The sequence below is a fragment of the Mycobacterium heidelbergense genome (assembly GCF_050205645.1).
GTDB lineage: Bacteria > Actinomycetota > Actinomycetes > Mycobacteriales > Mycobacteriaceae > Mycobacterium > Mycobacterium heidelbergense_A.
Genome location: NZ_JBNMQT010000018.1, coordinates 75,908 through 98,703, shown reverse-complemented (window position 1 = coordinate 98,703; position 22,796 = coordinate 75,908). Strand labels below are relative to the sequence as shown.

Annotated in this window: 21 protein-coding genes and 1 tRNA gene; 7 read left to right on the top strand and 15 right to left on the bottom strand. The window is 66.6% G+C overall.

Annotated elements, in window-relative coordinates; genetic code table 11:
• Positions 1 to 1,859: ATP-binding cassette domain-containing protein (locus tag ACQI5H_RS19565; protein WP_427080975.1), on the top strand; the 1,859-nt coding region annotated here is incomplete at its 5' end.
• Here ACQI5H_RS19565 and ACQI5H_RS19560 read toward each other — a convergent pair.
• Positions 1,854 to 2,582 (bottom strand): VIT1/CCC1 transporter family protein, encoded by a 729-nt coding sequence (locus ACQI5H_RS19560; protein ID WP_427080974.1) that lies wholly within the window; start codon positions 2,580 to 2,582, stop codon positions 1,854 to 1,856. The genes ACQI5H_RS19565 and ACQI5H_RS19560 overlap by 6 nt on opposite strands.
• A 94-nt stretch (positions 2,583 to 2,676) precedes the next feature.
• Here ACQI5H_RS19560 and ACQI5H_RS19555 point away from each other — a divergent pair, with 94 nt between their 5' ends.
• On the top strand, positions 2,677 to 4,620 hold the full coding sequence (locus ACQI5H_RS19555; protein ID WP_427080973.1) for an acyl-CoA dehydrogenase: 1,944 nt from the start codon (positions 2,677 to 2,679) through the stop codon (positions 4,618 to 4,620).
• A gap of 27 nt (positions 4,621 to 4,647) precedes the next feature.
• On the opposite strand, the gene ACQI5H_RS19550 is transcribed toward ACQI5H_RS19555, so the two are convergent.
• Positions 4,648 to 5,103, bottom strand: coding sequence for an LppP/LprE family lipoprotein (locus tag ACQI5H_RS19550; protein WP_427080979.1), 456 nt, complete (start codon positions 5,101 to 5,103; stop codon positions 4,648 to 4,650).
• A gap of 113 nt (positions 5,104 to 5,216) precedes the next feature.
• Here ACQI5H_RS19550 and ACQI5H_RS19545 point away from each other — a divergent pair, with 113 nt between their 5' ends.
• Positions 5,217 to 5,498, top strand: coding sequence for a hypothetical protein (locus tag ACQI5H_RS19545; RefSeq protein WP_427080972.1), 282 nt, complete (start codon positions 5,217 to 5,219; stop codon positions 5,496 to 5,498).
• Between the two features lie 13 nt (positions 5,499 to 5,511).
• On the opposite strand, the gene ACQI5H_RS19540 is transcribed toward ACQI5H_RS19545, so the two are convergent.
• Genes ACQI5H_RS19540 through ACQI5H_RS19490 form a run of 11 tightly spaced genes read right to left on the bottom strand, consistent with a single transcriptional unit; the run spans position 5,512 to position 16,164 of the window.
• A complete protein-coding gene (locus ACQI5H_RS19540; RefSeq protein ID WP_427080971.1) occupies positions 5,512 to 6,006 on the bottom strand; it encodes a CAP domain-containing protein in 495 nt (164 codons plus the stop codon).
• Positions 6,006 to 6,593, bottom strand: coding sequence for a hypothetical protein (locus tag ACQI5H_RS19535; RefSeq protein WP_427080970.1), 588 nt, complete (start codon positions 6,591 to 6,593; stop codon positions 6,006 to 6,008). The genes ACQI5H_RS19540 and ACQI5H_RS19535 overlap by 1 nt, the downstream gene beginning before the upstream one ends.
• On the bottom strand, positions 6,590 to 7,150 hold the full coding sequence (locus ACQI5H_RS19530; RefSeq protein ID WP_427080969.1) for an Mce protein: 561 nt from the start codon (positions 7,148 to 7,150) through the stop codon (positions 6,590 to 6,592). Before ACQI5H_RS19530 ends, ACQI5H_RS19535 begins: the two co-directional genes overlap by 4 nt.
• A 15-nt stretch (positions 7,151 to 7,165) precedes the next feature.
• Positions 7,166 to 8,635 (bottom strand): MCE family protein, encoded by a 1,470-nt coding sequence (locus ACQI5H_RS19525; protein ID WP_427080968.1) that lies wholly within the window; start codon positions 8,633 to 8,635, stop codon positions 7,166 to 7,168.
• Positions 8,635 to 9,756: a virulence factor Mce family protein gene (locus ACQI5H_RS19520; RefSeq protein WP_427080967.1), complete on the bottom strand. Its 1,122-nt coding sequence runs from the start codon at positions 9,754 to 9,756 to the stop codon at positions 8,635 to 8,637. The genes ACQI5H_RS19525 and ACQI5H_RS19520 overlap by 1 nt, the downstream gene beginning before the upstream one ends.
• On the bottom strand, positions 9,753 to 11,084 hold the full coding sequence (locus ACQI5H_RS19515) for an MCE family protein (RefSeq protein WP_427080966.1): 1,332 nt from the start codon (positions 11,082 to 11,084) through the stop codon (positions 9,753 to 9,755). Before ACQI5H_RS19515 ends, ACQI5H_RS19520 begins: the two co-directional genes overlap by 4 nt.
• On the bottom strand, positions 11,081 to 12,256 hold the full coding sequence (locus tag ACQI5H_RS19510; RefSeq protein WP_427080965.1) for an MCE family protein: 1,176 nt from the start codon (positions 12,254 to 12,256) through the stop codon (positions 11,081 to 11,083). Before ACQI5H_RS19510 ends, ACQI5H_RS19515 begins: the two co-directional genes overlap by 4 nt.
• Entirely contained in the window at positions 12,253 to 13,269 is a 1,017-nt protein-coding gene (locus tag ACQI5H_RS19505; protein WP_427080964.1) for an MCE family protein, read from the bottom strand. Before ACQI5H_RS19505 ends, ACQI5H_RS19510 begins: the two co-directional genes overlap by 4 nt.
• Before the next feature lie 11 nt (positions 13,270 to 13,280).
• Positions 13,281 to 14,546, bottom strand: coding sequence for an MCE family protein (locus tag ACQI5H_RS19500; RefSeq protein ID WP_427080978.1), 1,266 nt, complete (start codon positions 14,544 to 14,546; stop codon positions 13,281 to 13,283).
• Between the two features lie 5 nt (positions 14,547 to 14,551).
• Positions 14,552 to 15,400 (bottom strand): MlaE family ABC transporter permease, encoded by an 849-nt coding sequence (locus ACQI5H_RS19495; protein WP_427080963.1) that lies wholly within the window; start codon positions 15,398 to 15,400, stop codon positions 14,552 to 14,554.
• Positions 15,397 to 16,164 (bottom strand): MlaE family ABC transporter permease, encoded by a 768-nt coding sequence (locus ACQI5H_RS19490; protein ID WP_076124341.1) that lies wholly within the window; start codon positions 16,162 to 16,164, stop codon positions 15,397 to 15,399. Before ACQI5H_RS19490 ends, ACQI5H_RS19495 begins: the two co-directional genes overlap by 4 nt.
• 682 nt (positions 16,165 to 16,846) lie before the next feature.
• Between ACQI5H_RS19490 and cysK the strand changes: the two genes are divergently transcribed.
• From cysK to ACQI5H_RS19475, 3 genes are read left to right on the top strand one after another with little or no spacing between them, the layout of a single operon-like run.
• Positions 16,847 to 17,779: a cysteine synthase A gene (gene cysK / locus ACQI5H_RS19485; protein ID WP_427080962.1), complete on the top strand. Its 933-nt coding sequence runs from the start codon at positions 16,847 to 16,849 to the stop codon at positions 17,777 to 17,779.
• Between the two features lie 2 nt (positions 17,780 to 17,781).
• Complete coding sequence (cysE, locus tag ACQI5H_RS19480; protein WP_076124345.1) at positions 17,782 to 18,465, top strand: serine O-acetyltransferase; 684 nt, start codon at positions 17,782 to 17,784, stop codon at positions 18,463 to 18,465.
• Between the two features lie 20 nt (positions 18,466 to 18,485).
• A complete protein-coding gene (locus tag ACQI5H_RS19475) occupies positions 18,486 to 20,132 on the top strand; it encodes an NAD-dependent malic enzyme (RefSeq protein ID WP_427080961.1) in 1,647 nt (548 codons plus the stop codon).
• 258 nt (positions 20,133 to 20,390) lie between these two features.
• On the opposite strand, the gene ACQI5H_RS19470 is transcribed toward ACQI5H_RS19475, so the two are convergent.
• Positions 20,391 to 20,463: transfer RNA gene (locus ACQI5H_RS19470), tRNA-Asn, on the bottom strand.
• Between the two features lie 158 nt (positions 20,464 to 20,621).
• On the opposite strand from ACQI5H_RS19470, the gene ACQI5H_RS19465 reads away from it, so the two are divergent.
• On the top strand, positions 20,622 to 20,900 hold the full coding sequence (locus tag ACQI5H_RS19465) for a hypothetical protein (protein WP_427080960.1): 279 nt from the start codon (positions 20,622 to 20,624) through the stop codon (positions 20,898 to 20,900).
• On the opposite strand, the gene dnaG is transcribed toward ACQI5H_RS19465, so the two are convergent.
• Complete coding sequence (gene dnaG / locus ACQI5H_RS19460; RefSeq protein ID WP_427080959.1) at positions 20,875 to 22,794, bottom strand: DNA primase; 1,920 nt, start codon at positions 22,792 to 22,794, stop codon at positions 20,875 to 20,877. The two genes, ACQI5H_RS19465 and dnaG, sit on opposite strands and share 26 nt — an antisense overlap.
• Positions 22,795 to 22,796 lie beyond the last annotated feature (2 nt).

The window sequence follows — 22,796 nt, the reverse complement described above, 5'->3', positions numbered from 1 at the left end:
CCCTTCCGCCCCCCGCGCCGCCTCCACCGGCGCCGCCCGCCGAGCCGCCGCCTGGTGAGCATCCGCCCGCTGCCACTGCCGAGGAGCCACGAGCCCCGGGCCTGATCGAGCGGATGAGAACTCGAAAGCTGCCGGCCGCGGGTCCGTCCCTTCGCACCGAACAGGCGGAGCCCACGTTTCGGCTGCCGACGCAGGCCGGCGCTCGCACGATCGGCGTGGCCGCACACCATTTGGCCCTTGCCGTCGACGGGCGCACGTTGCTCGCGGACGTTTCGTTCACCGCGCGCCCGGGCACATTGACCGCGGTGCTCGGGCCGTCGGCCGCGCGCAACTCCGCACTGCTCGGAATGCTCGCCGGCACAAGGAAACTCAGCTCGGGCCGAATCACCGTCGACGACCACGACGTGCACGCCGAGCCCGTGTCGATGCGCACCCGCATCGGAATAGTGGCGCGCGACGACCGCCTTCATCGGCAGCTCACCGTCGAACGAGCGGTCGACTACGCGGCCAAACTACGGCTGCCGCCGGACACCTTGCCCGAACACCGCCGCCGCGTGGTCGACCAGATTCTGGAAGAACTCGAGCTGACGCCGTACCGCTCGACCCGGATCAGCAAGCTGCCGCCCGAAGCGCGCCGATGCACCGCGCTGGCGATCGAACTCACCACCAGGCCAACGCTGCTCGTCGTCGACGAGCCGGGCGCCGGGCTGGACCCCGGGCAGGAAAGTCACGTGATGGCGGTGCTGCGACGCCAGGCCGACATCGGTTGCGTCGTCGTGGTGGCGATGAATTCGCGGACCTCGCTGGCGGGGCTCACCATGTGCGACCAGCTCGTGGTGCTCACGGCCGCCGGCACCGTGGCCTTCGCCGGCACGCCGCTGCAGATCCAGTCTTTGACGGGCAGCACCGACTGGCCGACGATCCTCGCGCAGGTGAGCGCCGATCCCGACGCGGCCCATGCCCGGCAGCCAGCGGCGCCTCCGCCGGCGGTAGCCGCGCCATGGCCACCGCCCGCCGAACTCAGCGCGAGCCGGCAAATCCGGCTGGTGATCGGCCGCCAGCTTCGCCTCCTACTCGCGAGCCGCGTCTACTCCGTCTTCCTGCTCCTGCTGCCCTTCGTGCTGGCGGCGCTGACACTGTTGATTCCCGGCAATTCCGGCCTGGGCAAGCCGAACCCGGCCAGCCACCACCCGCACGAGGCCATCGAGATCCTGGGCGCGCTCAACATCTCCGCGGTGCTCATCGGCACCGCGTTGGGCATCCGCGAGGTGGTCGGCGAGCGCCGCGTCTTTCGGCGCGAGCAGGCTGTCGGGTTGTCGACGCCGGCCTACGTCGCCGGCAAGATCATCTTCGTCAGCGTGGCCGCGGCCATCCTCACGGCCATCACGTTCTCGATCGTCGTGGCCGGCAAGGGCGCGACCGTGCACGGCGCCGCCGCGCTGCAGAACGCCACGGTCGAGCTCTATGCGACCGTCGCGGTCACCGCGATCGTGTCCGCCATCGTCGCGCTCGCGCTGTCGGCGCTGGGTAACTCCCTGCGGGAGGTCGTGCCGTTGCTGCTGCCACTGCTCCTGGCATCCGTTCTGTTCAACGGAAGCCTGGTGCAGCTGGTGAGCAGGTGGGGATTCCAGCAGATCTCGTGGTTTGTGCCGGCGCAATGGGGCTTCGCCGCCTCGGCGTCCAGCGCCGATCTGCGCAGGGTCGACGCGCTGGCCGCCAGCAACGAGATGTGGACACACTATTCGGGCTGGTGGGTCTTCGACATGATCATGCTCACCGGCTTCGGCGCGCTCGGGATCGCGTTCCTCCTGTACCGGCTGCGCTCGCCCAACCCGGTGGATCGGGCGCCCACCTCATAAGAGTGCGGCCACGAGCAACCCGAGCAGGTACGTCGCGGCGACGGCGACCGCGCCGAAGAGCAGCTGCCGAGACGCCGCCCACCACACCGGCTTGCGGGTGAACCGGGCCGTCAGTCCCCCGGCGACGAGCAGCCCGGCCGCGCCGCATGCCATGCCCGTCGCCAACGTCCCGTGCCCGAGAAGGTAAGGGATCAGGGGAATTAGCGCACCGACGGCGAACATGACGAACGAGGAGCTCGCGGCGAGCCACGCCGACGGCTTCTCGGCCGGATTGATGCCGATCTCCCGAACCAGGTGGACGTTGACCGCGCGGTTCTCGTCCCGATGGATCTCGTCGGTAGCGAGCTGTGCGGTTTTCTCGGTCAGGCCGATGTCGACGAGCATGCTGATCAGTTCGGCCCGCTCGGCCTGCGGGCGGGAGCGCAGGGCGTGCCGCTCGACGTGGACCTCGGAGTCGATTTGCTCGTTGGCCGTCGTCACCGACGTGTACTCGCCCAGTGCCATGGAGAACGCCCCCGCGAGCAGGCCGGCGACGCCGGCGACGGTGACGGCGTGGGCGCTTTCGCCCGCGGCCACGCCGGCGATCAGGCCGGTGTTGCTGACCAGCCCGTCCATCGCGCCAAAGGTGGCGGCGCGTAACCAGCCTCCGCTGATGTCGGGATGGGTGTGCCCGACGTCGTATGCCGGGTCGGGTTGCTGTGATGGGGTGTCCGGCTGGGCCATGACGCCATCTAAGCGGCGGGCCCCGATGCACCGCTAGGCAGCCCGCGTCTCCCGACTTGTTTCGAAGGCCCGAGCAGCGGGTTACCGTCGCACTATGGCGCCAGAAATGAGTAGCACTGCCGAACATCTGCGCAACACGTTGGACGGGCGTTGGCGTGACGTGAAGAACCGCATGCGCGGGACGCTGACCGAGGAGCTGTTCCGCCCGCACTACACGCCGAACACGGTGATCGCCCGCACCAAGGTTGCCGAGCAGATGCGGATCATGGCCGCATTCGGTGTCGCCGCCGACAACTTCCGCAAGGAGCACGGCGGGACGGGCGACATCGGCGCGGCCATCACGATGATCGAGATGCTCGCGATGTCGGACCTGTCGCTGATGGTCAAGGCCGGGGTCCAGTGGGGGCTGTTCGGCAGCGCCGTGGAAAACCTGGGCACCGAGCGCCACCACGACGCCTACGTCAAACAGATCATCAGCCTCGAACTCCGCGGCTGTTTCGCGATGACCGAGACCGGACACGGCAGCGACGTTCAGGCGCTGGAGACCACCGCCACCTACGACCCCGAGACCGAAGAGTTCGTCGTCGACTCCCCAAGCCCGACGGCCCGGAAGGACTACATCGGCGGCGCCGCCCAAACCGCCACCATGGCAGCGGTTTTCGCGCAGTTGATCACCAGCGAAGACGGCAAGCCGGTCAACCACGGCGTGCACTGCGTGATGGTCCCGATCCGCGACGCCGAAGGCAACGACCTGCCCGGGATCACGACATCCGATTGCGAATACAAGGGCGGGCTGCCCGGTGTCGACAACGGCCGCATCGTGTTCGACCACGTCCGGGTCCCGCGGGTGAACCTGCTGAACAAGTACGGTGACGTCGCCCCCGACGGCACGTACAGCTCCCCGATCGACAACCCCAACCGGCGGTTCTTCACTATGCTCGGCACACTGGTTCGCGGGCGCATCACGGTGGGCGGCAGCGCCGGCGCGGCGGCCCGCGTCGCGCTGGACATCGCCACCCGATATGCGTTGCAACGCAGGCAATTCAGCGCCCCCGACGAGGACACCGAGGTGCTGATCATGGATTACCTGGTACATCAGCGCCGGCTGTTTCCGTTGATCGCGAAGTCATACGCGCTGCAGTTCGCGCAGAACGAGCTTGTCAGCAAATGCCACGACATCCAGACCGCGGATGACCCCGACGCCGACGAGCAGCGCGAATTGGAGGCGCGCGCCGCAGGGCTGAAGGCGGCCAACACCTGGCACGCGTCGCAGGCCATTCAGGAGGCCCGCGAGGCCTGCGGCGGCGCCGGCTACATGGCCGAGAACCGGCTGATCGGGTTGCGCGGCGACACCGACGTGTTCACCACGTTCGAGGGCGACAACCATGTGCTGACCCAACTGGTGGCCAAGGAACTGCTGACCGCCTACGCCGACGACATCCGCAGCATGAGCCCGGTCGAATGGGTGCGGTTCGCCGCCAACACCGTCGGTGATCGGGTGCTGAAACGCACTGCGGCCGAGGCGATCATGCAAAGAATCGTCGATGCCCGGCAGGACAGCGAGGAAGAGGGCAGCCTCTTCAACCGCGGCACCCAGGTCAACATGTTCGAGGAGCGCGAGGACTACTTGCTGTCTTCGGTCGCGCGCCGGCTGCGGGACAAATCGAAAGACATGTCGGCGTTCGACGCGTTCAACGCCGTGCAGGATCATGTGCTGCACGCGGCGAGCGCACACATCGACCGGGTGGTGCTGGAAGCTTTCGTCGCCGGGATCGACTCGTGCGAAGACGACGACGCCCGCGAACTGCTCGAGCTCGTGTGCGACCTCTACGCGTTGTCGGTGATCGAGGACGACAAGGCCTGGTATGTCGAGCACGGGTATCTGTCCACCGGGCGAGCCAAAGCGGTCACGCGGGGTATCAACGATCGTTGCCGGGCGCTGCGCCCGCACGCCGAGACGCTCGTCGACGGGTTCGGCATCCCCGAGCCGCTGCGATACGCCGAGATGCTGCATCCCGAGAATCTGCCGGATTCCTAGGGCGCCAGGTCGGCTTGGGCGGCAACGCTATTCGTTGGGGATCTTCCCCAGCGCCCGTAGCCTCCCGTCGGACCCAATCTGGAATTGCGCCGTGCCGCGTCCGGTGGGACAGCAGGGCTGATCGTTGCCCTTCTGCCACTGGTACTGGACCGTGATCGTGTCATCGGAAGGCGGCAGTACCGTGATGTACGGCTTCGGGTTTGGCGTAGCGGGGCCCAGGGGCGTGTTGTGATCGAAGAACAGCAGCTGCTGGGGCGTGTTTTCGCTGGCGATGGTCGGGATGATCTGCACCCAGTACAGGCGGCATTTGCGGGTGTGCCCGCGCGCGATTTCGACCCACGTCGAGCCCGGGACGATGATCGGAACCGAGGCGATGGCCTGCCGTAGCGTGTCGGCCGTGGGGCCGTCGGAGTCCTTACAGTTCTGAGCCGATGTCGCGTGGGGCGTCGGAGCGTTCGAGCCGCAGGCCGACGTCGCCAGAATCAGCAGCACCACGATCAGCCGACGACGCACAGCGCGAGCTTAGCCAAAAGCCGTAATGTGGCCGAAACGTGCGGCGCATTCGGCTGAAACATCGCCGTCGCACGATTTCGGATGTGGCAGCTAGAGACGCCGAGAAGACCGCCTGCCCGTTGCAGTGCGGACAGCGGCAGGGCGCGGTAAGCCGCGACCGGGTCGACTGGGCGGGTCTGCCGACCAACCTGGACCTGGCGTTTTCGCAGGCGCAATGCGACAAGGTCTACGCACAACACCTGCTGCGCAGGCGCCAAGCCCAGCTGCGCCGGTGGTTGCCCCGCGGCGAGCAGGTGTGCGTCTGCGACGCCACCGCCGAGGTTGTGGAGGACCTCGACGCGGCGAAGGACTACGTCACCTCGTAACAGCCCTGCTGCGTCACCGGTTACGCGGCGCCGGTTGCCCGTACACCGCCACCACGACGGTGCGGTCCAAGCTGTTCGCCGACCACACCCCGATGACGGTGTTGGCGCAGTCGCGGATGATCGCCATAGCATCGGGGTTGTAGTACCACTGGTTGATCAGCTCGAGGCTGGTGATCGACATCGCCGGGTTGGTCGCCACGGTCTCGGCGGCCTTGCCCGAAAAGCCGGCGGCGTTGGCGCGGTCCTGCGGCGTCGATCCGTCGGATCCGGTGTCGTCGTTGATGTTTCGGTTGGCGAGCATGTCGTCCGCGTGCCATTCGGCGGCCAACGTCAGCGCGTTGTTCCGCACAACATCGTTCGTGCAGCCCGCCTGGTGCTGCAGGGTGTAGACACCGGAGACGACGGCGCTGTTGAGGCGCTTGTTGTCGGCGTGTGCGGTGGGCGTCGCCAAACCCGCGATCCCCCAGAGGATCACGGCGGCCGGCAATGCTCGGGTGCTAGGCCTCATCACACGGGGTCGAAATGCGAAACCAGCCAACGCCCGTTGACCTTGTCCAGCGTCACCCGAATGACGGGTTGGGTGTCGGTGGGTGCGCCGTTGCCGATGGTCACGGTTTGGTTCACGAACAACAGGACGACGGCGTGGTTGGCGGTCGCCGAAACCGGTGCTGCCGCGCTGACTTTGGCGACCGCCGAGATGTGCCTTTCCTTCGCACCCGGGATGACGACCTCGCGGGTCAGCGTGGTGTAAGCGTCCTTGAACTCGCCGGTCAACCGATCCCGCGCCGCGCCGAGCTCCTTGTCCGCCGAATCCGCCTTGTACGACAACAGGGCGACCGCGTCTTCGCTTGCGACCCGTGCCGATTCGGTGCGGGCCAGCGCAAGCGCGTCGGCCGACCCGTCCACCCACTTGGAGTAGCCCGCCGCCAGCGCCAGCAGCAATGCCAGCCCGGGAAATACACCGTAGGTGAGCACTCGCGTCCAGGCAATCGCCCGCCCGGCGTCGGGCCCCTCACCGGATACCTCGTCGATCTCGGCGGCTTCCGGTTCTTCGTGCGCCGTTTCGTTTTCGATCGTCTCGCTGAGAGTCGTCATGGCACGAACACCACGTTGGACACCTTGGCGTCGTCGGCGACCGCCTGGACCTCGATTCGCATGCGCCATTCCCGCGGCGCCTCCTCGCCCCCGGCGGTGCGCGACTTCACCGCGACGGCCACCAGCACCTGGGCCGAGTCGCCTCGCTGTGATTCCAGCCCGGCATCGGTAACCGTGCCTTCGGATTTCGACTGCGCCGCCTTGACGACCTCGATGAAAGGCTTGGAGCGCTGCGCGAAGTCGTCGCGGAATGCTCCGGTGGCCAGATCGAGGATCCGCTGCACGTCGGCGTCGACCTCGGTGTAGTTGATCGAGGTGAGGTTCACCGCGCCCTGTCGAGCGATCTGGACGAACAGATCGCGCTGAGCCTGGGCCTCGTGCTTTTCGTAGGCGCGGTATCCGAGCCAGCCGGCCAATCCGGTCAGCGTCGCCAGGATCACCGAGCTCGCTACCAACACCGATGCGGCACCCGAAAGCCGCCGACCGGTGACCCGGTGCCGCCAACGGGCAAGCCGCCCTTCGGATTGCGTTTCGTCGGTATCAGGTTCGTCGGTCATCTTGCTCCTTCATTCTCACGGTGGCGGCACCAGCAGCGACTGCCAGTTCTTGGCACGCGGGTGCGCCAGGTCGGATTCGGTGTAGCGGCGTCCATCGGGTCCCACGTAGTCGCCGGTCGCCGAGTCATACGTCGCGACGGCAAGCGGCGGAGCCGAAGGCGCGGTGCCGCGCGGCGGTGGCAGCCGCGGGTCCTGGCCCGGCGGATACTGCGGTACGCCCTGGCCGGTCGTGGTGGCGTTCGGGTCGCCCTTCCAGTTGTAGCCATCGTTGAGCGGCATGTACTCCTCGTCGCTCTCACACAGCTCAACCGTAGGGGCCCGTTTCCACGGCTTGGCCTCACACGGAATGTTCCGTACCCCACGGACATTGAGCTCCGAGTCCTGCGGCAGTCGGCAATACAGGTCCGCCGCCGGGCGGTCCGGAGCGTCGACGCTGGCCGGTGAGCGGCGCTGAGTCGGCGGCAGATACCCGGTGGTGCAGGGCGGGGGCAGGTTCATGTTGAGGTTGAAGTCCAACTGGGCGCCCCGATACTCCTGCTTGGTGTTGGAGCTCGGCACGACGATCGCCGCCATCGCCGCGATGCCCTGCGGCAACAACACCAGGAGTTGCTCGATGTCGTGGCGGTAGACGACGGCGATGTCACCGAGGCTCGCGAGGTTGGCGAACAGCACCGGGATCGCCGGTGCCACCCGGTCGATCAGCGCGCGACCCTCCTCGAGCCCGGAACTGCCCTGTGTCAGCAGATCTCGCACCGCGGCGTCCTGTGCCTTGAATTGCGCCATGATGGCGGCGGTCCGATCGGCCCACCTGGCGATGGCACCCGACGTTTGGACCTGCGAGTTGAGCACGGGCGGCGACTGGTCGATCAGGGTGGCAAGCGGGTCGACGGTCCGTCCCCCCGCGATGGCCAGCGCGGTCGACCCGTCGACGATCCGCGACAGCTCGGGCCCCAGCCCGGCGACGGCCCGGTTGCTCTCGTCGATCACGGTGCGCAGGTTGTCGCGCGGAATCGCCTGCAGCGCACGGTTGGTCAGGTCCAGCAGGCGCCCGATGTCGACGGGCACGTCGACCCGCCCGGCCGGAATGATGTCGCCCGCGCGCAGCGACCGGGAATGCTCGCCGTCCTTGCCGGCCGGCGGGGTCAGTTCGATGTACTGCTCACCGATCGCCGAGCGGCTATGCACCGATGCCTGGACGTCGGATGGCACCTTGACCCCGGATCGCAGGGCGAGCACCGCGCGCACCCCGGCGGCGGTGACGTCGACCGACTTGACCTGACCGACATCGGTGCCCCGGTAGGTGACAACAGAAGTCTCATACAGGCCGCCCGACTGGGGCAGATCGACCGTGACGGTGTATTCCCCGATCCCGAACACCGTCGCGGGTAACTTCATGAAGTTGAATGCCATTGCGCCACAAGACAACACCGTCACCAGCGACAGGGCCGCCAACTGGATCCAGGTCCTGCGATTGAGGCGCAGCATCAGTATCCCCCGCTGTGGTAGGGATACGTCAGCGGGTTTCCGGCGGTGGCCGGGCTGGGCTGCATGCCGATCGTGCGACCCCACTGCAGTTCGAGTCGGGTGAGATTGCCTTCCCACCGTGAGCCGGTGAACAATCCTTGGTCGATGCGGCTCAAGGTCAAATCGACGACCAGGGTGAGATTGGCGTAGTCACCGCGGAACCAATTGCGCACGGTGGACGCGGGCCAGGGGTAGGCAGCCAACCCATCGAGACCCCTGGTGAGCGCCGGCCCCGCATCGGCGAGCGAGCGCAGCACCGGTGCGATATTGCGCAGGTTGTTCACCAGGGATTCCCGGCTTTGGTGGATGGTGTCGGCCGCGAGCGCGCTGAACTTGCCCAGCTGATCGATCGCATCGGCGATCTTGGTGCGCTCGTCGGCCAACACCGCGAGGGCTTTGGGCACCGTCGTCAGTGCCTTGTCGACGACCGGATCCTTGTCGGCCACCTGACCCGCCAGCGAGTTCAGGTTCTCGGCGGCGGCGATGATGTCGTCGGTCTGATCGTTGGTCCGCGCGATGAACTCGTCCAGCTGGGCCAGCAGGCTGCGCATGTCGTTTTCCCGGCCGGCGAATGCCTTGGCGATCGCCTGGTTGATCTCCTGCAACTGCGCAATTCCCCCGCCGTTGAGCAGGATTGACACCGAGGCCAGCGTCTGTTCGGTGCTCGGATACAGGCTCGCTCGTGCCAGCGGGATGACCGCTCCGTTGGTCAGTTGGCCGGCCGGCGGCTCATCCTTGGGCGGCGCGAGCTCGATATGCATCGACCCGAGCAGGCTGGTCTGCCCGAGCTTGGCGGTCGAATTGGCCGGCAGGTGGACGTCGCCATTGATGCGCATGGTGACCAGCGCGTGCCAGTCCTGCAGCTCGATCTTGGTGACGTTGCCGACGTTGACGTCGTCGACACGAACACGAGTGTTCTCCTGGATGGTGACCACGTCGGGCATCTGCGCCTGGATCGTGTAGGAGCCCGGGCCGGCGCCGGCGGTGCCGGGCAGGGTGAACGAGTTCAAGCCCCGCCATCCGCAACCCGCAAGCGCGGCAACGCAAACCGCTCCGAGCGCCGCGGCTATCGCGCGCCTCATGACGACCCCGTCGGAAGCATCAGGTTCTGCAGCACCTGCGTCGAGCTGATCGTGCCGCTCGGCGGGGGCGCGTCGACGGGCGGCGCCTCGACGGGCGGCGTCGCGTCCGGTGGCGCGGGCGCCTCGGGCGGCGGGGGTGCCGCGGGGGGTGTGTAGCCGGGGCGCAGCCAGTCCTCGCTGTAGGTGATCTCGTTCGGCCGGGCCTGCGTCCCGACGAACGGGTTGAGCCCCGCCGGAATGTAGTTGTAGATGCGGTTCTTGATGACCGGCTCGACGTACTGCAGGCACAGCTTTGACACCCGGGCCAGCCGCGCACGCGACGCCGCCTCGATGGAGCTGCAGATCCACTGCGGGATGTCGGCGAAGTTGTTCAGCGCGATGATGCCGGTCATCGCGCTCTGGGCCGGCTGATAGATGTTGAGGAAGTTCTGGAAAACCGTTGGGGCGATGTGCAGGATCTGCTTGATGTCACCACGGCTGTCGTTCAGCGCGGTCGTGATGGAACCCATCCGGTCGAACGTGACGCCCATTGTCTCCCGGTTTTCGGCGAGGAAGTCGCGCACATCGCCCAGGGCCTGGTCGAGTCCCTTCATCGCGTTGGCGACCTCGTTGGGTGTGTTCGACAGGACGGTCGTCACGCCGGCGAGGTTCTGGTTGAAGGAGGCCAGTAGGTCGCCGCTGGAGTACAGCGCGGACACCAGCAGCTGCAGATTGCGTACGGTGCTGAAGATGTCGTCGGCGTGATCACCGAGCGCGGAAATCGCCTCCGAGAGCTTGAGTACGGTGTCGCGGGCGGTGTCTCCCTCGCCGCGCAGGTTGTCGGCGGCGGAGTTGATGAATTCGCCGACCGAGTTAACACCGCCCGGGGCCGTGGGCTGGAGCGCGTCGGTCAGCTTTTCCAGCTGCTTGCGGAAGTCGTCCCATTCGACGGGTACCGCGGTGCGGTGGAGCGGGATCGAAGCGCCGGGCCTCAGTTTGGGCCCGGCGGAGTACGCCGGGACGAGTTGGATCGCCCGCGAGGTCACCAGTGACGGCGACAGGATCGCGGCGCGGGCGTCGGCGGGGACCGCATACTGCTTGTCGACGGAGAACGTCACCTTGGATCTGGTGGGCTGCGGCTCGATCTTGTCCACCACGCCGACCGCGACGCCGAGGATGCGGATCTCGTCGCCCACGAAGAGGCCATTGGTCTCGGCGAAATATGCCGAGTATGTGTTCTTTTCGACGGTGCTCCATAGCTTCACGCCGACGATCACCGAAGAAATCGTCAGCGTGGCCGCCAGGCTGATGGCGGCCAGGATCTGTAGGGTGCGCCGGCTCATGGTCACGGCCCGTCGGGCTGGTGGGCTGGCGGGGGGACGATCCGGACCGGCGGCGTCGACGGCGGAGGTGACGGCGGCTGGGACCACAACGGGACCGGAGCGTTCTCCGGCGGCACGGGCGGAGTCCCGGTCGGCGGGTCAACGGACTCTGAGGGCAGCTTTTGGTTCGGGTCCAAAAGCCGGTCGTACATGTCGGCGTCGAGGACCGGGCCGCTGAGCTGGCCGGGAATCAGGTTGGCCACATAGGCCTTGAAAAATGGCCCGGAGCCCAAGCATTCGCCGAACGACATCGCGTACCGCTTGAACTTGGGCAGGGTTCGTTGCAGGTCTTCCTTACGGTTGTCGAGGACCTCGAGCACCCCGTTGAGCTTGTCGAGGGCCGGCTTGAGTTGAGCCCTGTTGTCGTTGACCAGTCCCGAGATCTGATGTGACACCGCGGTGAGGTTGTTCATCAAGGCGTCGAGTGAATCCCGTTCGTCCAGCAGCGCCGCCAGCAGCGCGTTGGAGTTGGCGACCAGGGAGGCGATCTGTTGGCTGCGCTTGCCCAGTACCGCCGAGACCTTGTTGGCATTCCCCAGCAGGCTGCGCAGCTGCGCGTCGCGGCTGTTGAGGGTCTCCGAGAACCGCGCCACACCCTGCAGCGCGGGTTTGAGATCCGGCGGCGTTTCCTTGAAGGTGTTCGCTAATGTCGTTAGCGCGGACGATAATTGGGCGGTGTCCAGACCGCTGATGGTGGTCGTCAGGTCGCCCAGCGCGTCGGGAAGGTCGTACGGCGAGCGGGTGCGCTCCAGCGGGATGGGTCCCGTCAGGCTCCCGTCGCCGCGCGACGTGAGCTCGAGCATCTTGCTGCCCAGAATGGTCTCGGTCTTGATCGCCGCTTCCGTGCGGTCGCCCAGCTGAATGTCCTTACGGACGGTGAACCCGACCCGCACCTTGGTGCCGTCCAAGCGGATCTCCGATACCCTCCCGACGCCCATGCCCGAAACCCGAACCGTGCTACCGGTTTTGATGCCGCCGGCCTCGGAGAAGTAGGCCGAGTAGTCATTGGTGTTCTTGATGAAGGGCAGCTTGTTGTATTCGAAGGCGGCGACCACCACGCACGTCACGATCACCGTTCCGACAAGGCCGACCAGGACCGGGTTGCGCTGGCTGAGCGGTTTGATGTTGATTCGCTTCATCGCGGCGTGCACCGCCCGCTCGGCTGACCGATCAGTTTGACGAAGATCGGGTTGCCGCCTTTGCCGTTGAGCTTGAGCAACACTTCGCAGAAGTAGAAGCCGAAGTAGTCGCCGTTGAGGCCCTGACGGGCCAGGACCTGGTAGATGTCGGGGAGCTCCTTGAGCAGGTTGTCAAAATAGTCGCGGTCGGAGAGCACCTGGTTGGACATCCGGTCGGTCTCGCGCACCACGTCCTTGATCGGCTGGCGTGACTGCACCAGCAGGTCGGCGACCGAGCCGGCGGCCGCGTTGATGTACGCCAGCCCGGTGGAGATGTCGGCCTTGCGCTGCGCCAGGCCCTCCACGAGCGCCGACAGCTTGTCCAGGCCGTCGGAGAACTCGTGGTCGCGGGTGGCGAAGGTGTGCAGCACGGTGTTCAAGTTGGTGATCAGCTCGCCGATCAGCTCGCTGCGCCCGGACAGGGTCGACGTCAGCATCGAGGTCTGCGCCAGCACCGAGGCGAGGGTGCCGCCTTGCCCCTGGAAGATGCGCAGCAGCTCACCGGACAGCGCGTTCACCTGATCGGGATCCAGCGCGCGGAACAACGGCCGGAAGCCGCCGATCAGCGCGTCGATGTCCAGCGCCGGCGACGTCCGCGCCAACGGAATCGTCGCACCCGGCGCCAGCCGGCGTGGCGCGCTGGCGCCCTCTTCGAGGGCGAGATACCGGTCGCCGATCAGGTTTTCATACCGCACAACGGCTTTGGTGCCCTCGGTGAGCCGCACGCCCCTGGCGACCGCGAAACCGACGGTCACGGTGCCGTCGTGATGCAGCGTGAGGTCGCCGACCTTGCCGACTTCGACCCCGGCGATGCGGACGAAATTGCCCGACTTCAGGCCGGATACGTTGGTGAAGACCGCTTGATAACCGCTGCGGTCCTCGAAGCGCAACTGTCCGAACACGGCGATCAGTGCGAACGTGAATACCAGGCAGATCACCGTGAACAGCGCCACCCGGACGATCACGGCGGACATCTTTCTTCTTCTCATGGCGGCGGCTGTCCCCCTCGCCAGAAGTAGCGCGGCGCCTCGGGAGGGTTCTTGGTGGTCGGGAAGTAGTTGGCCCACCATGGATTACCGGCGGCCACGTTGGTGCGGATCTCGTTCGGCGCGGCCCCCCAGCCGGTGTCTGTGACCAGCGCACGCACCGGAAAGTTCGCACTTGGATCGGGCAGCGAACCGCAGCTCGGCCTGCCCCCGGGACCGCCCGTCGCGTTGACCTTCGGCAGGTGTTTCGGGAATCGGTACGGGTCGTCACCGAAAAGCAGGGCCGCGTCCAAGATCACCGAATAGCCATTGCCGCCCAACGCATCTCGGCCGCCGTGGTCCACGTACCACTGCGCGCCCTGGAACAGGCAGGTGTAGGTCGGGGAGTACTTGTTGAGCAGCGCCGTCGTCGGATCGAGCAGGTTGACGGACCGCACGATGTTGGATTCGTTGTTGCCGAGCACGTTGATGCCGGTCTGACCGAAGCCCACCGCCGACAACAGCAGCGTGTCCAGCGACCGCTGGTTTTCGGTGAGCGCGGCGCTTGTCGTCGACGCCGAGTCGAGGATCGACAAGATATCCTGTGCCGCATCGGAATAGGCGGCCGACGTCTTGCCGAACAGACGCCAGTCCCGCTGGATCGTTCCCATCCTGGGGTTGACGGCAAGCAGCAGGTTATTCGCGTCGGTGATCGCCTGCCCGATCCGATCGCCCTTGCCGCGCACCGAGTGCGCGAAGGCCGACAACACCGCGTTGAGTTTCGCCGGGTCGAGGGCTTGGACCACGGACTGCAGGTTCTCGAACACCGTGTTGACTTCCACGGTGACATTGCGTGAGTGCAGCACCGCGCCGGGCCGCAGCGCCGCGGCGCTCGGGTGCTCGGGCACGATCAGATCGACGTACTTCGACCCGAACGCCGTGGTCGATTTGATCTCGGCCTCAATGTTGCCCGGCAGATATTTGAAGGGGCCCGGGTCCATTTTCAGCTGCAGCTGAGCCGCTTTCACGTCGGTGCCGATCGCCGCGACCTGGCCGACCTGTACACCGCGCAGCTTCACCTTCGCGCCGGGTTCCATGACCAGTCCCGCCCGGTCCGACTCCAGCGTTAGGGGGATCGACGGGCGGAACGTGCCCGAGAACGATGCGGCGGTGAGCACGATCAGCCCCGCCACCAGAAGAAACAACGTTGGCGCCCACCAGATCGGGTCGATCCTGCCCCGGCGGGTGCGGTTGCCCTTGCCGTGCCTGCCGCGTTCGGTGCTCATCGTCGTCATCCCGACAGGTTGAAGTTGCCGGATTGCCCGTATATGGACAGCGAAATCATCAGGCACACAAAGGCGGTGACGATCATCGACGATCGCACGGACCGTCCGACCGCCTCCCCCACCCCGGCGGGGCCCCCCGTCGCGGTGAAGCCGTAATAGGTGTGCACGACCATCACGCCCGCGGCCATCGTCAGCGCCGCCAAGAACGACCAAAACAGGTCGGTGGGACGCAGGAACGTGGAGAAGTAGTGCTCGTACACGCCGCGCGACTGGCCGTAGATGTAGATCGTGCCGAACTTGGCCGCAAAGAACGACATCAGCACGGCAACCGCGTACAGGGGGATGACGACGAGGATCCCGGCGATGATCCGGGTGGACGCCAGATAGGTGATCGAGCGGATCCCCATCACTTCGAGCGCATCGATCTCCTCGTTGATGCGCATCGCACCCAGCTGCGCCGTGGTGCCGGCACCGATGGTGGCGGCCAGCGCCACCCCCGCCGTGCACGGCGCGATCATTCGGACATTGAAGAACGCCGACAGGAATCCCGTCAGCGCCTCGACTCCGATGTTGGAAAGCGTGTCGTAGCCCTGTACGGCGACGAGGGCTCCGGTGGTCAGCGTGAGGAAGCCGATGATGCCGACGGTGCCGCCGATCACCGCGAGAGCGCCTGTGCCCATACCCATGTCGGCGATCAGCCGCAGCAGTTCCCCCGGGTAACGCCGTACCGCGTCACCGGTGGAGGCCAAGGATTGGCCGTAGAACGCGGTCTGTTCGCCCAGCCTCCGGGTGGCGGCGACCAGCCGGGGTCCGAGGTTGGCGACCCACGTCGGTTCGCCTGCCAGGTCACTCATTTCGCGGTCACCTTTACCCCGAGCGCGGTGACCACGATGTTGATGAAGAACAAGGCCATGAACGAAAACACCACCGTCTCGTTCACCGCGTTCCCGACGCCGGTGGGACCGCCGCCCACGGATAGGCCCTTGTAGCAGGCGATCAGGCCGGCGGACAATCCGAACAGCGTGGCCTTGATGAGCGAAATCACCACCTGCGGAAGCCCGGTGACCAGTGTCATCCCGGCGATGAACGCGCCCGGGGTGACGTGTTGAACGAAGACCACAAAGATGTAGCTGCCCGTCAGGCCGGTCACGGCGACCACCGAGTACAGCAACAACGCCACGAATGTCGCGGCAATGATCCGCGGAACCACCAGGGCCTGAACGGGATTGACGCCGATCACCTTCATCGCGTCGATTTCCTCGCGGATGGTGCGCGCGCCCAGGTCGGCGCACATCGCCGTCGAGCCCGCGCCGGCAACGGCCATCGCGGTGACGACCGGCCCAACCTGCGTTACCGATGCGAGCGCCGCACCGGCACCCGAAAGATCGCCGGCTCCGATCTCGACGAGCAGGATGTTCAGGACGAACACGATGAGCACCGTGTACGGAATCGACAACATGATGGTCGGAAAAATCGAGACCCGGGCGACAAACCAGATCTGTTCGAGGAGTTCGCGCCACGCCCACGGCCCGCGCACCACGGCAACCAGGGATTCGATGCTGAGCACGAAGAACTGGCCCAGCGCGTTCATGGGCCTTGCCACGGCGGTGGCGTTCATCCGTCCCCCAATTCCGTAATACCGTTCACCCGCTCGTAATCAGTTGCGCGGTAACGGGTAAGCGTTGTTTACATGCGGACGGCATCGTCTGTTGCGCGCATAGAACATTGCCGCAACCTACGGGCAAAGCGATGCCCGCCGTCAGGGTTGCAATCAATCAGAAGAAATCTGATCAATGCGGCGAACGTCCGGCCGCCGCGTTCAGATGGGGGCCTGCGCAACACCGGGTGGCGCGCGGGCGACCACGGCAAGGCCGCGCGGATTTCTTTCCGCCATCTCGGAACCTACTCGCGCAATTGCGACCGCCGACCGTTCGGCAGCCGCTGTCAACGCCCACAGTTCGGAGAAGTCGGGCCGAAGGCAAGTGTTCGATTCAGGGTGAAGGCAATTGCGCTGCATCTATCCCTGGCCGGTGCCGGACCGGCCGCCGACAGCCGGAATCCTGACCCGATCGCGCAACCTCTACAATTGCCTACTCAGTGGGCGAGCAAAGTCTTTCGAGACAGCGACGAACCCCAACTATCGAACAACCGAAGCAACCGCCGAATCCGAACTCATAGGACCATTACAGGTGCCAATCCCCTTGACGCTCGGCGTCACTGAAGGACAACGTCCGGCACCGGGCGCACCGTCAACTGGCAGACCCGATCAGTCCCGCACCAACGTCGCCTAAGGAAGTTTCATGAGCATCGCCGAGGATGTCACACAGCTGATCGGAAACACGCCGCTGGTGCGGCTGCGCCGGGTCACCGAGGGCGCCGTCGCCGATGTCGTCGCCAAGCTGGAATCCTTCAACCCGGCAAACAGCGTGAAGGACCGCATCGGGGTGGCCATGCTGGATGCGGCCGAAGAGGCCGGCCTGATCAAGCCCGACACGATCATCCTCGAGCCGACGAGCGGAAACACCGGCATCGCGCTGGCAATGGTGTGCGCGGCCCGCGGCTACCGATGCGTGCTGACCATGCCCGAGACGATGAGCATCGAGCGGCGGATGCTGCTGCGCGCCTACGGCGCCGAGCTCGTCCTGACGCCGGGGCCGGACGGCATGCCGGGCGCCATCGCCAAGGCCGAGGAGCTGGCCAAGACCGATCAACGCTATTTCGTGCCCCAGCAGTTCGAGAACCAGGCCAACCCGGCGATCCACCGCGCGACCACCGCCGAGGAGGTATGGCGCGACACCGACGGCAAGGTCGACATCTTCGTGTCCGGGATCGGCACCGGGGGCACCATCACCGGCGTCGCCCAGGTCATCAAGGAACGCAAGCCGTCGGCGCAATTCGTTGCCGTCGAACCGGCCGCGTCGCCGGTGCTGTCCGGCGGACAAAAGGGACCCCACCCGATCCAGGGCATCGGCGCCGGATTCATCCCGGCGGTCCTCGATATGGACCTGGTCGACGAGGTCATCACCGTCGGCAACGAAGACTCGCTGAACCTGGCGCGGCGGCTGGCCGCCGAAGAGGGACTGCTGGTCGGCATCTCCTCGGGGGCCGCCGCCGTGGCGGCCCTGCAGGTGGCGCGCCGACCCGAGAACGCCGGCAAGCTCGTCGTCGTCGTGCTCCCCGACTTCGGCGAGCGCTACCTGAGCACGCCGTTGTTCGCCGACGTGGCGGACTAGCCATGTTCGCGGCGATGCGGCGGGACATACGGGCGGCCCGGGAGCGCGATCCCGCCAGGCCGACCACGCTGCAGGTCATCTTCGCCTACCCGGGCGTGCACGCCATCTGGGGTCACCGGATCAGCCACTGGCTGTGGAACAGGGGGGCGAGATTGGCCGCGCGGACGTTCGCCGAGCTCACCCGCATTTTCACCGGAGTCGACATCCATCCCGCCGCGACCCTCGGCCCGGGCCTGTTCATCGACCACGCGACCGGCGTGGTGATCGGCGAAACCGCGGAGGTGGGCGAGGACGTCCACATGTACCACGGCGTCACCCTCGGCGGCAGCGGCGCGGATACCGGAAAACGTCATCCCACCGTCGGCGACCGCGTGACCATCGGCGCCGGCGCCAAGATCCTCGGCGCGATCAAAATCGGCGACGACAGCCGGATCGGGGCCAACGCCGTGGTGGTAAAGCCGGTGCCGTCGAGTTCGGTGGTCGTCGGGGTCCCCGGGCAGGTCATCAGCCGCGCCGGCCGGGGCACGCCGGACGACTCGATGATGCCCGACCTCGTCGGCGTCAGCCTGCAATCCCTGCTCACCAGGGTGGCCAAGCTGGAGGCTTCGGGTGAGGGCCCGCAGAACGGCCGCGTGATCCGGCCACCCGAGGCCGGGGTGTGGCACGGCGAGGACTTCTCCATCTGACACCAGGCCTGGAGGTTGTGATGAGCGATCCCTGCACGCCGCGCATCCCGGCCGCGTTGGCCGCGCCGAGCCTCAATCGCGGGGTCGGCTTCACCCACGAGCAGCGGCGACGCTTGGGCCTCACCGGCCGGCTTCCGTCGGCCGTGCTCACGCTCGACCAACAAGCCGACCGGGTGTGGCGTCAATTACAAAGCCTCGCAACCGATCTGGGTCGCAATCTGCTCCTCGAGCAGCTGCACTACCGGCACGAACTGCTGTACTACAAGGTGCTCGAAGACCACCTGACCGAGCTGATGCCGGTCGTCTACACGCCGACCGTCGGCGAGGCCATACAACGCTTCTCCGACGAATACCGCGGGCAGCGCGGGCTTTTCCTGACCATCGACGAGCCCGACGAGATCGGTGAGGCCTTCGAAACTTTCGGATTGCAACCCGACGACGTCGACCTGATCGTCTGTACCGACGCCGAAGCCATTTTGGGTATCGGCGACTGGGGTGTGGGCGGAATCCAAATCGCCGTCGGCAAATTGGCGCTCTACACCGCCGGCGGCGGCGTCGATCCCCGTCGTTGCGTCGCGGTGTCACTCGACGTCGGCACGGATAACGAACAGCTGCTGCAGGACCCGTTCTATTTGGGCAACCGCCACGCCCGGCGCCGCGGCGAGGAGTACGACGAGTTCATCAGGCGCTACATCCAGACCGCCCACGAGATGTTTCCGCACGCCATCCTGCATTTCGAGGACTTCGGGCCGCTCAATGCCCGCAAGATCCTGCAGACCTACGGCGACGACTACTGCGTGTTCAACGACGACATCCAGGGCACCGGAGCGGTGGTCGTGGCCGCCGTGTACGGCGGCTGCCACATCACCGGTGTCCCGCTGCGCGACCAGAAGGCGATCGTATTCGGGGCCGGGACCGCCGGAATCGGTGTCGCCGATCAGATCCGGGATGCGATGGTCGCCGACGGCGCCACCGACGAGCAGGCCAGGTCGCAGATCTGGCCGATCGACAAGCAGGGCCTGCTCTTCGATGACATGGACGACCTGCGCGCTTTCCAGGTGCCCTACGCCAAGAACCGCCAGCAGCTCGGTGTGGCCGCCGGGGCGCGGGTGGGATTGGTGGACGCGATCAAGCTGGCGTCACCCACCATTCTGTTGGGCTCATCGACCGTGTTCGGCGCGTTCAACCAGGAGGTCGTCGAGGCGATGACCGCGTCCTGTGAACGGCCGATGATCTTCCCGCTGTCCAACCCGACCTCGCAAATGGAGGCCATGCCGGCCGATGTGCTGCAGTGGTCCAAGGGCAGGGCGCTGATCACCACCGGCACCCCCGTCGCCCCAGTCGAGTACGACGGCACCACCTACACCATCGGCCAGGCCAACAACGTGCTGGTGTTCCCCGGAATCGGCCTGGGCATCATCGTCGCCCGGGCCCGGCTGTTTACCCCGGGCATGCTGCAGGCGGCGGCGAAAGCCATTGTGCAGCAAGCCAGTCCGACGAACCCCGGCGCTTCGTTGTTACCGGATGTGCAGAACCTGCGTGACATCTCGGCGGCGGTCGCGGAGGCCGTCTACCACGCCGCCGTCGAAGACGGGGTGGCTACCCGAGAGCACGACGACGTTCGGCAAGCCGTGCACGACGCGATGTGGCGGCCGGTTTACGACTAGGCGCCCGTCATGCCGAGCCGTCACATTCACCACAGGAGCATCCGGCGTCCGACAGACACAAGGTTTGCCCACCTCACAGCGACAACTCAGCGGTCTCCCTCCAACCACACCCAATTCACAAACACACGAGTTGTCGCTCTGAGGCGGGCAATAAGTGTGTCGCCTCAGCGCCGAGACCCTTGTGGCGGATGTGACGAGGCCGCCCGCGACGCGGCGGCTTTGGACGACGCTGAGAGTCCGAATCAGAGTTTCACGCAGCTCCCCCGCCTGGACTCGAACCAGGAACCCTTCGGTTAACAGCCGAACGCTCTGCCAATTGAGCTACAGGGGATTAACCCGTCCGCGCGAATCTGCGCAGATCGCGGGACGACTCTAGCGTACTGGCCCGGCCGCACCCAACTAGAAGGACGGCGCAGCTGGGGGATCAACCGCGCGGGCACCCGGCCGCGTGAGGCAGGATGGAGCCATCGATCGTCGGGAAGGAACGCTTTGATCCGGTATGTCGTGGTGCTTGCGCTGGGTTACGTGCTGGGCTCGAAGGCCGGGCGCCGCCGATACGAGCAGATCGCCGGCACCTATCGAGCGCTGACCAGCAGCCCCGTGGCCAAGTCGATGATCGAGGGCGGCCGCCGCAAGATCGCGAATCGGATATCGCCCGACGCCGGGTTTGTGACGCTGGCCGAGATCGACAACCAGACGGCGATCGTCGAACGCCCCGCCGAGCGACCGGCTGACGAGGCCCTTACACCGTCAGATCGTCACCGCTAGCCTGCTCCAACAGGCTGCGCCGATACGCCTCCATGGCGACCAGGTCGCCGAACAGCGCGTGATATTCGTCGCCCTGCTCGATGGGCGACATGCGCTGCAATTTCGACTTCACCTCGGCGATCTGCCGGCCCATCCACACCTCCTGCAGGCGAGCCATCACCCCGCCGATATAGCGCGGCAGCTTCTCGTCGTCGACGGCGATGGCCTCGACCCCCAGCTCGTTGATGAGGCCGGCGGTCAGCTCCGACGTGGTGTGCTGGCGCACCGCCTCGATCCACTGCGCCCCGGTGGCGCCCGTCGAGGTCCCGCCGGCCGCGTCGATGGCCGCGCGCACGGCGGCATACCCGGGATGGGTGAAGCTCTCGACCGTCAGCGTGTCGAACACCGGACCGGCGAACGCCGGGTACTGCAACGCCGATTTGAGCGCCTCCCGCTGGGGCCACAGCGTCGGGTCACGCGGGTCGGGCCGGGCGGCGGCGGGTTCGGCCGTGGCCCGAGGCTGCTGAGCGACGCGGCGCGGGGCATCGTGTCCAGGGCCGCCCCGGACGGGGGCCTTGGACTTCTTCGCCTCGCCGCGCACCCGGTCGATGACCTGTGCGACGTCGTCCCAGCCGACCCAGCCGGCGAGTTGGCGGGCGTACTCGTCGCGCAACGTGGGGTCCTTGATCCGGCCCACCATGGGCACGCAGCGGCGTAGGGCGGCGACACGGCCCTCGGCGCTATCCAAGTCCATCTCCGCGATGGCGCTGCGAATCGCGAACTCGAACAACGGGGTTCGCCGCGCGACCAGGTCGCGCAGGGCGCCCTCGCCCGACTTCAGCCTCAGGTCGCAGGGATCCATGCCGTCCGGGGCGACCGCGACGAAGGACTGGCCGGCCAGGTTCTGCTCGCCGTCGAAGGCCTTGAGCGCGGCGGCTTTTCCGGCCTCGTCGCCGTCGAACACGTAGATCAGTTCGCCGCGAAAGAAGCTGTCGTCCATCATCAGTCGGCGCAGCATCGCCAGATGCTCGTCGCCGAACGCGGTGCCGCACGACGCGACCGCGGTGGTGACCCCGGCCAGGTGCATCGCCATGACGTCGGTGTAGCCCTCGACGACAACCGCCTGGTGACCCTTGGCGATGTCGCGCTTGGCCAGATCGATGCCGAACATCACCGACGACTTCTTGTACAGCTGTGTCTCGGGGGTGTTGATGTACTTGGCTTCCATCGGGTCGTCGTCGAACAGCCGCCGGGCGCCGAACCCGATCACCTCACCGGCCGACGTGCGGATCGGCCACAGCAGCCTGCGGTGAAAACGATCCATCGGCCCGCGACGTCCCTCGCGGGACAGGCCGGCGGCCTCGAGCTCTTTGAACTCAAAACCCTTGCGCTGCAGGTGTTTTGTCAGCGTCTCCCAGCCCGACGGCGCGAATCCACAGCCGAAACGGCGCGCCGCCTCGGCGTCGAAGTTTCGCTCGGTCAGATACTGGCGGGCCGGTGCCGCCTCGTCGGACTCCAGCGCCGCGGCGTAGAACTCGGCCGCGGCGGCGTTGGCCGCGATCAGCCTGCTGCGGCTGCCGCGATCGCGCTGCACGTTGGTGGCCGCCGCGCCGGTGTAGGTGATGGTGTGCCCGATCCGGTCGGCGAGCAGTTCGACGGCCTCGACGAAGCTGACGTGTTCGATCTTCTGGACGAACGCGTACACGTCGCCGCCCTCGCCGCAGCCAAAGCAGTGGAAGTGGCCGTGATTCGGGCGGACATGGAACGACGGCGACTTCTCGTTATGGAACGGGCACAGGCCCTTCAGCGAGTCGGCGCCGGCGCGCTTCAGCTGGACGTAGTCACCGACGACATCCTCGATGCGGACCTTTTCGCGGATGGCGGCGATGTCGCGATCGGAGATGCGGCCAGCCATCG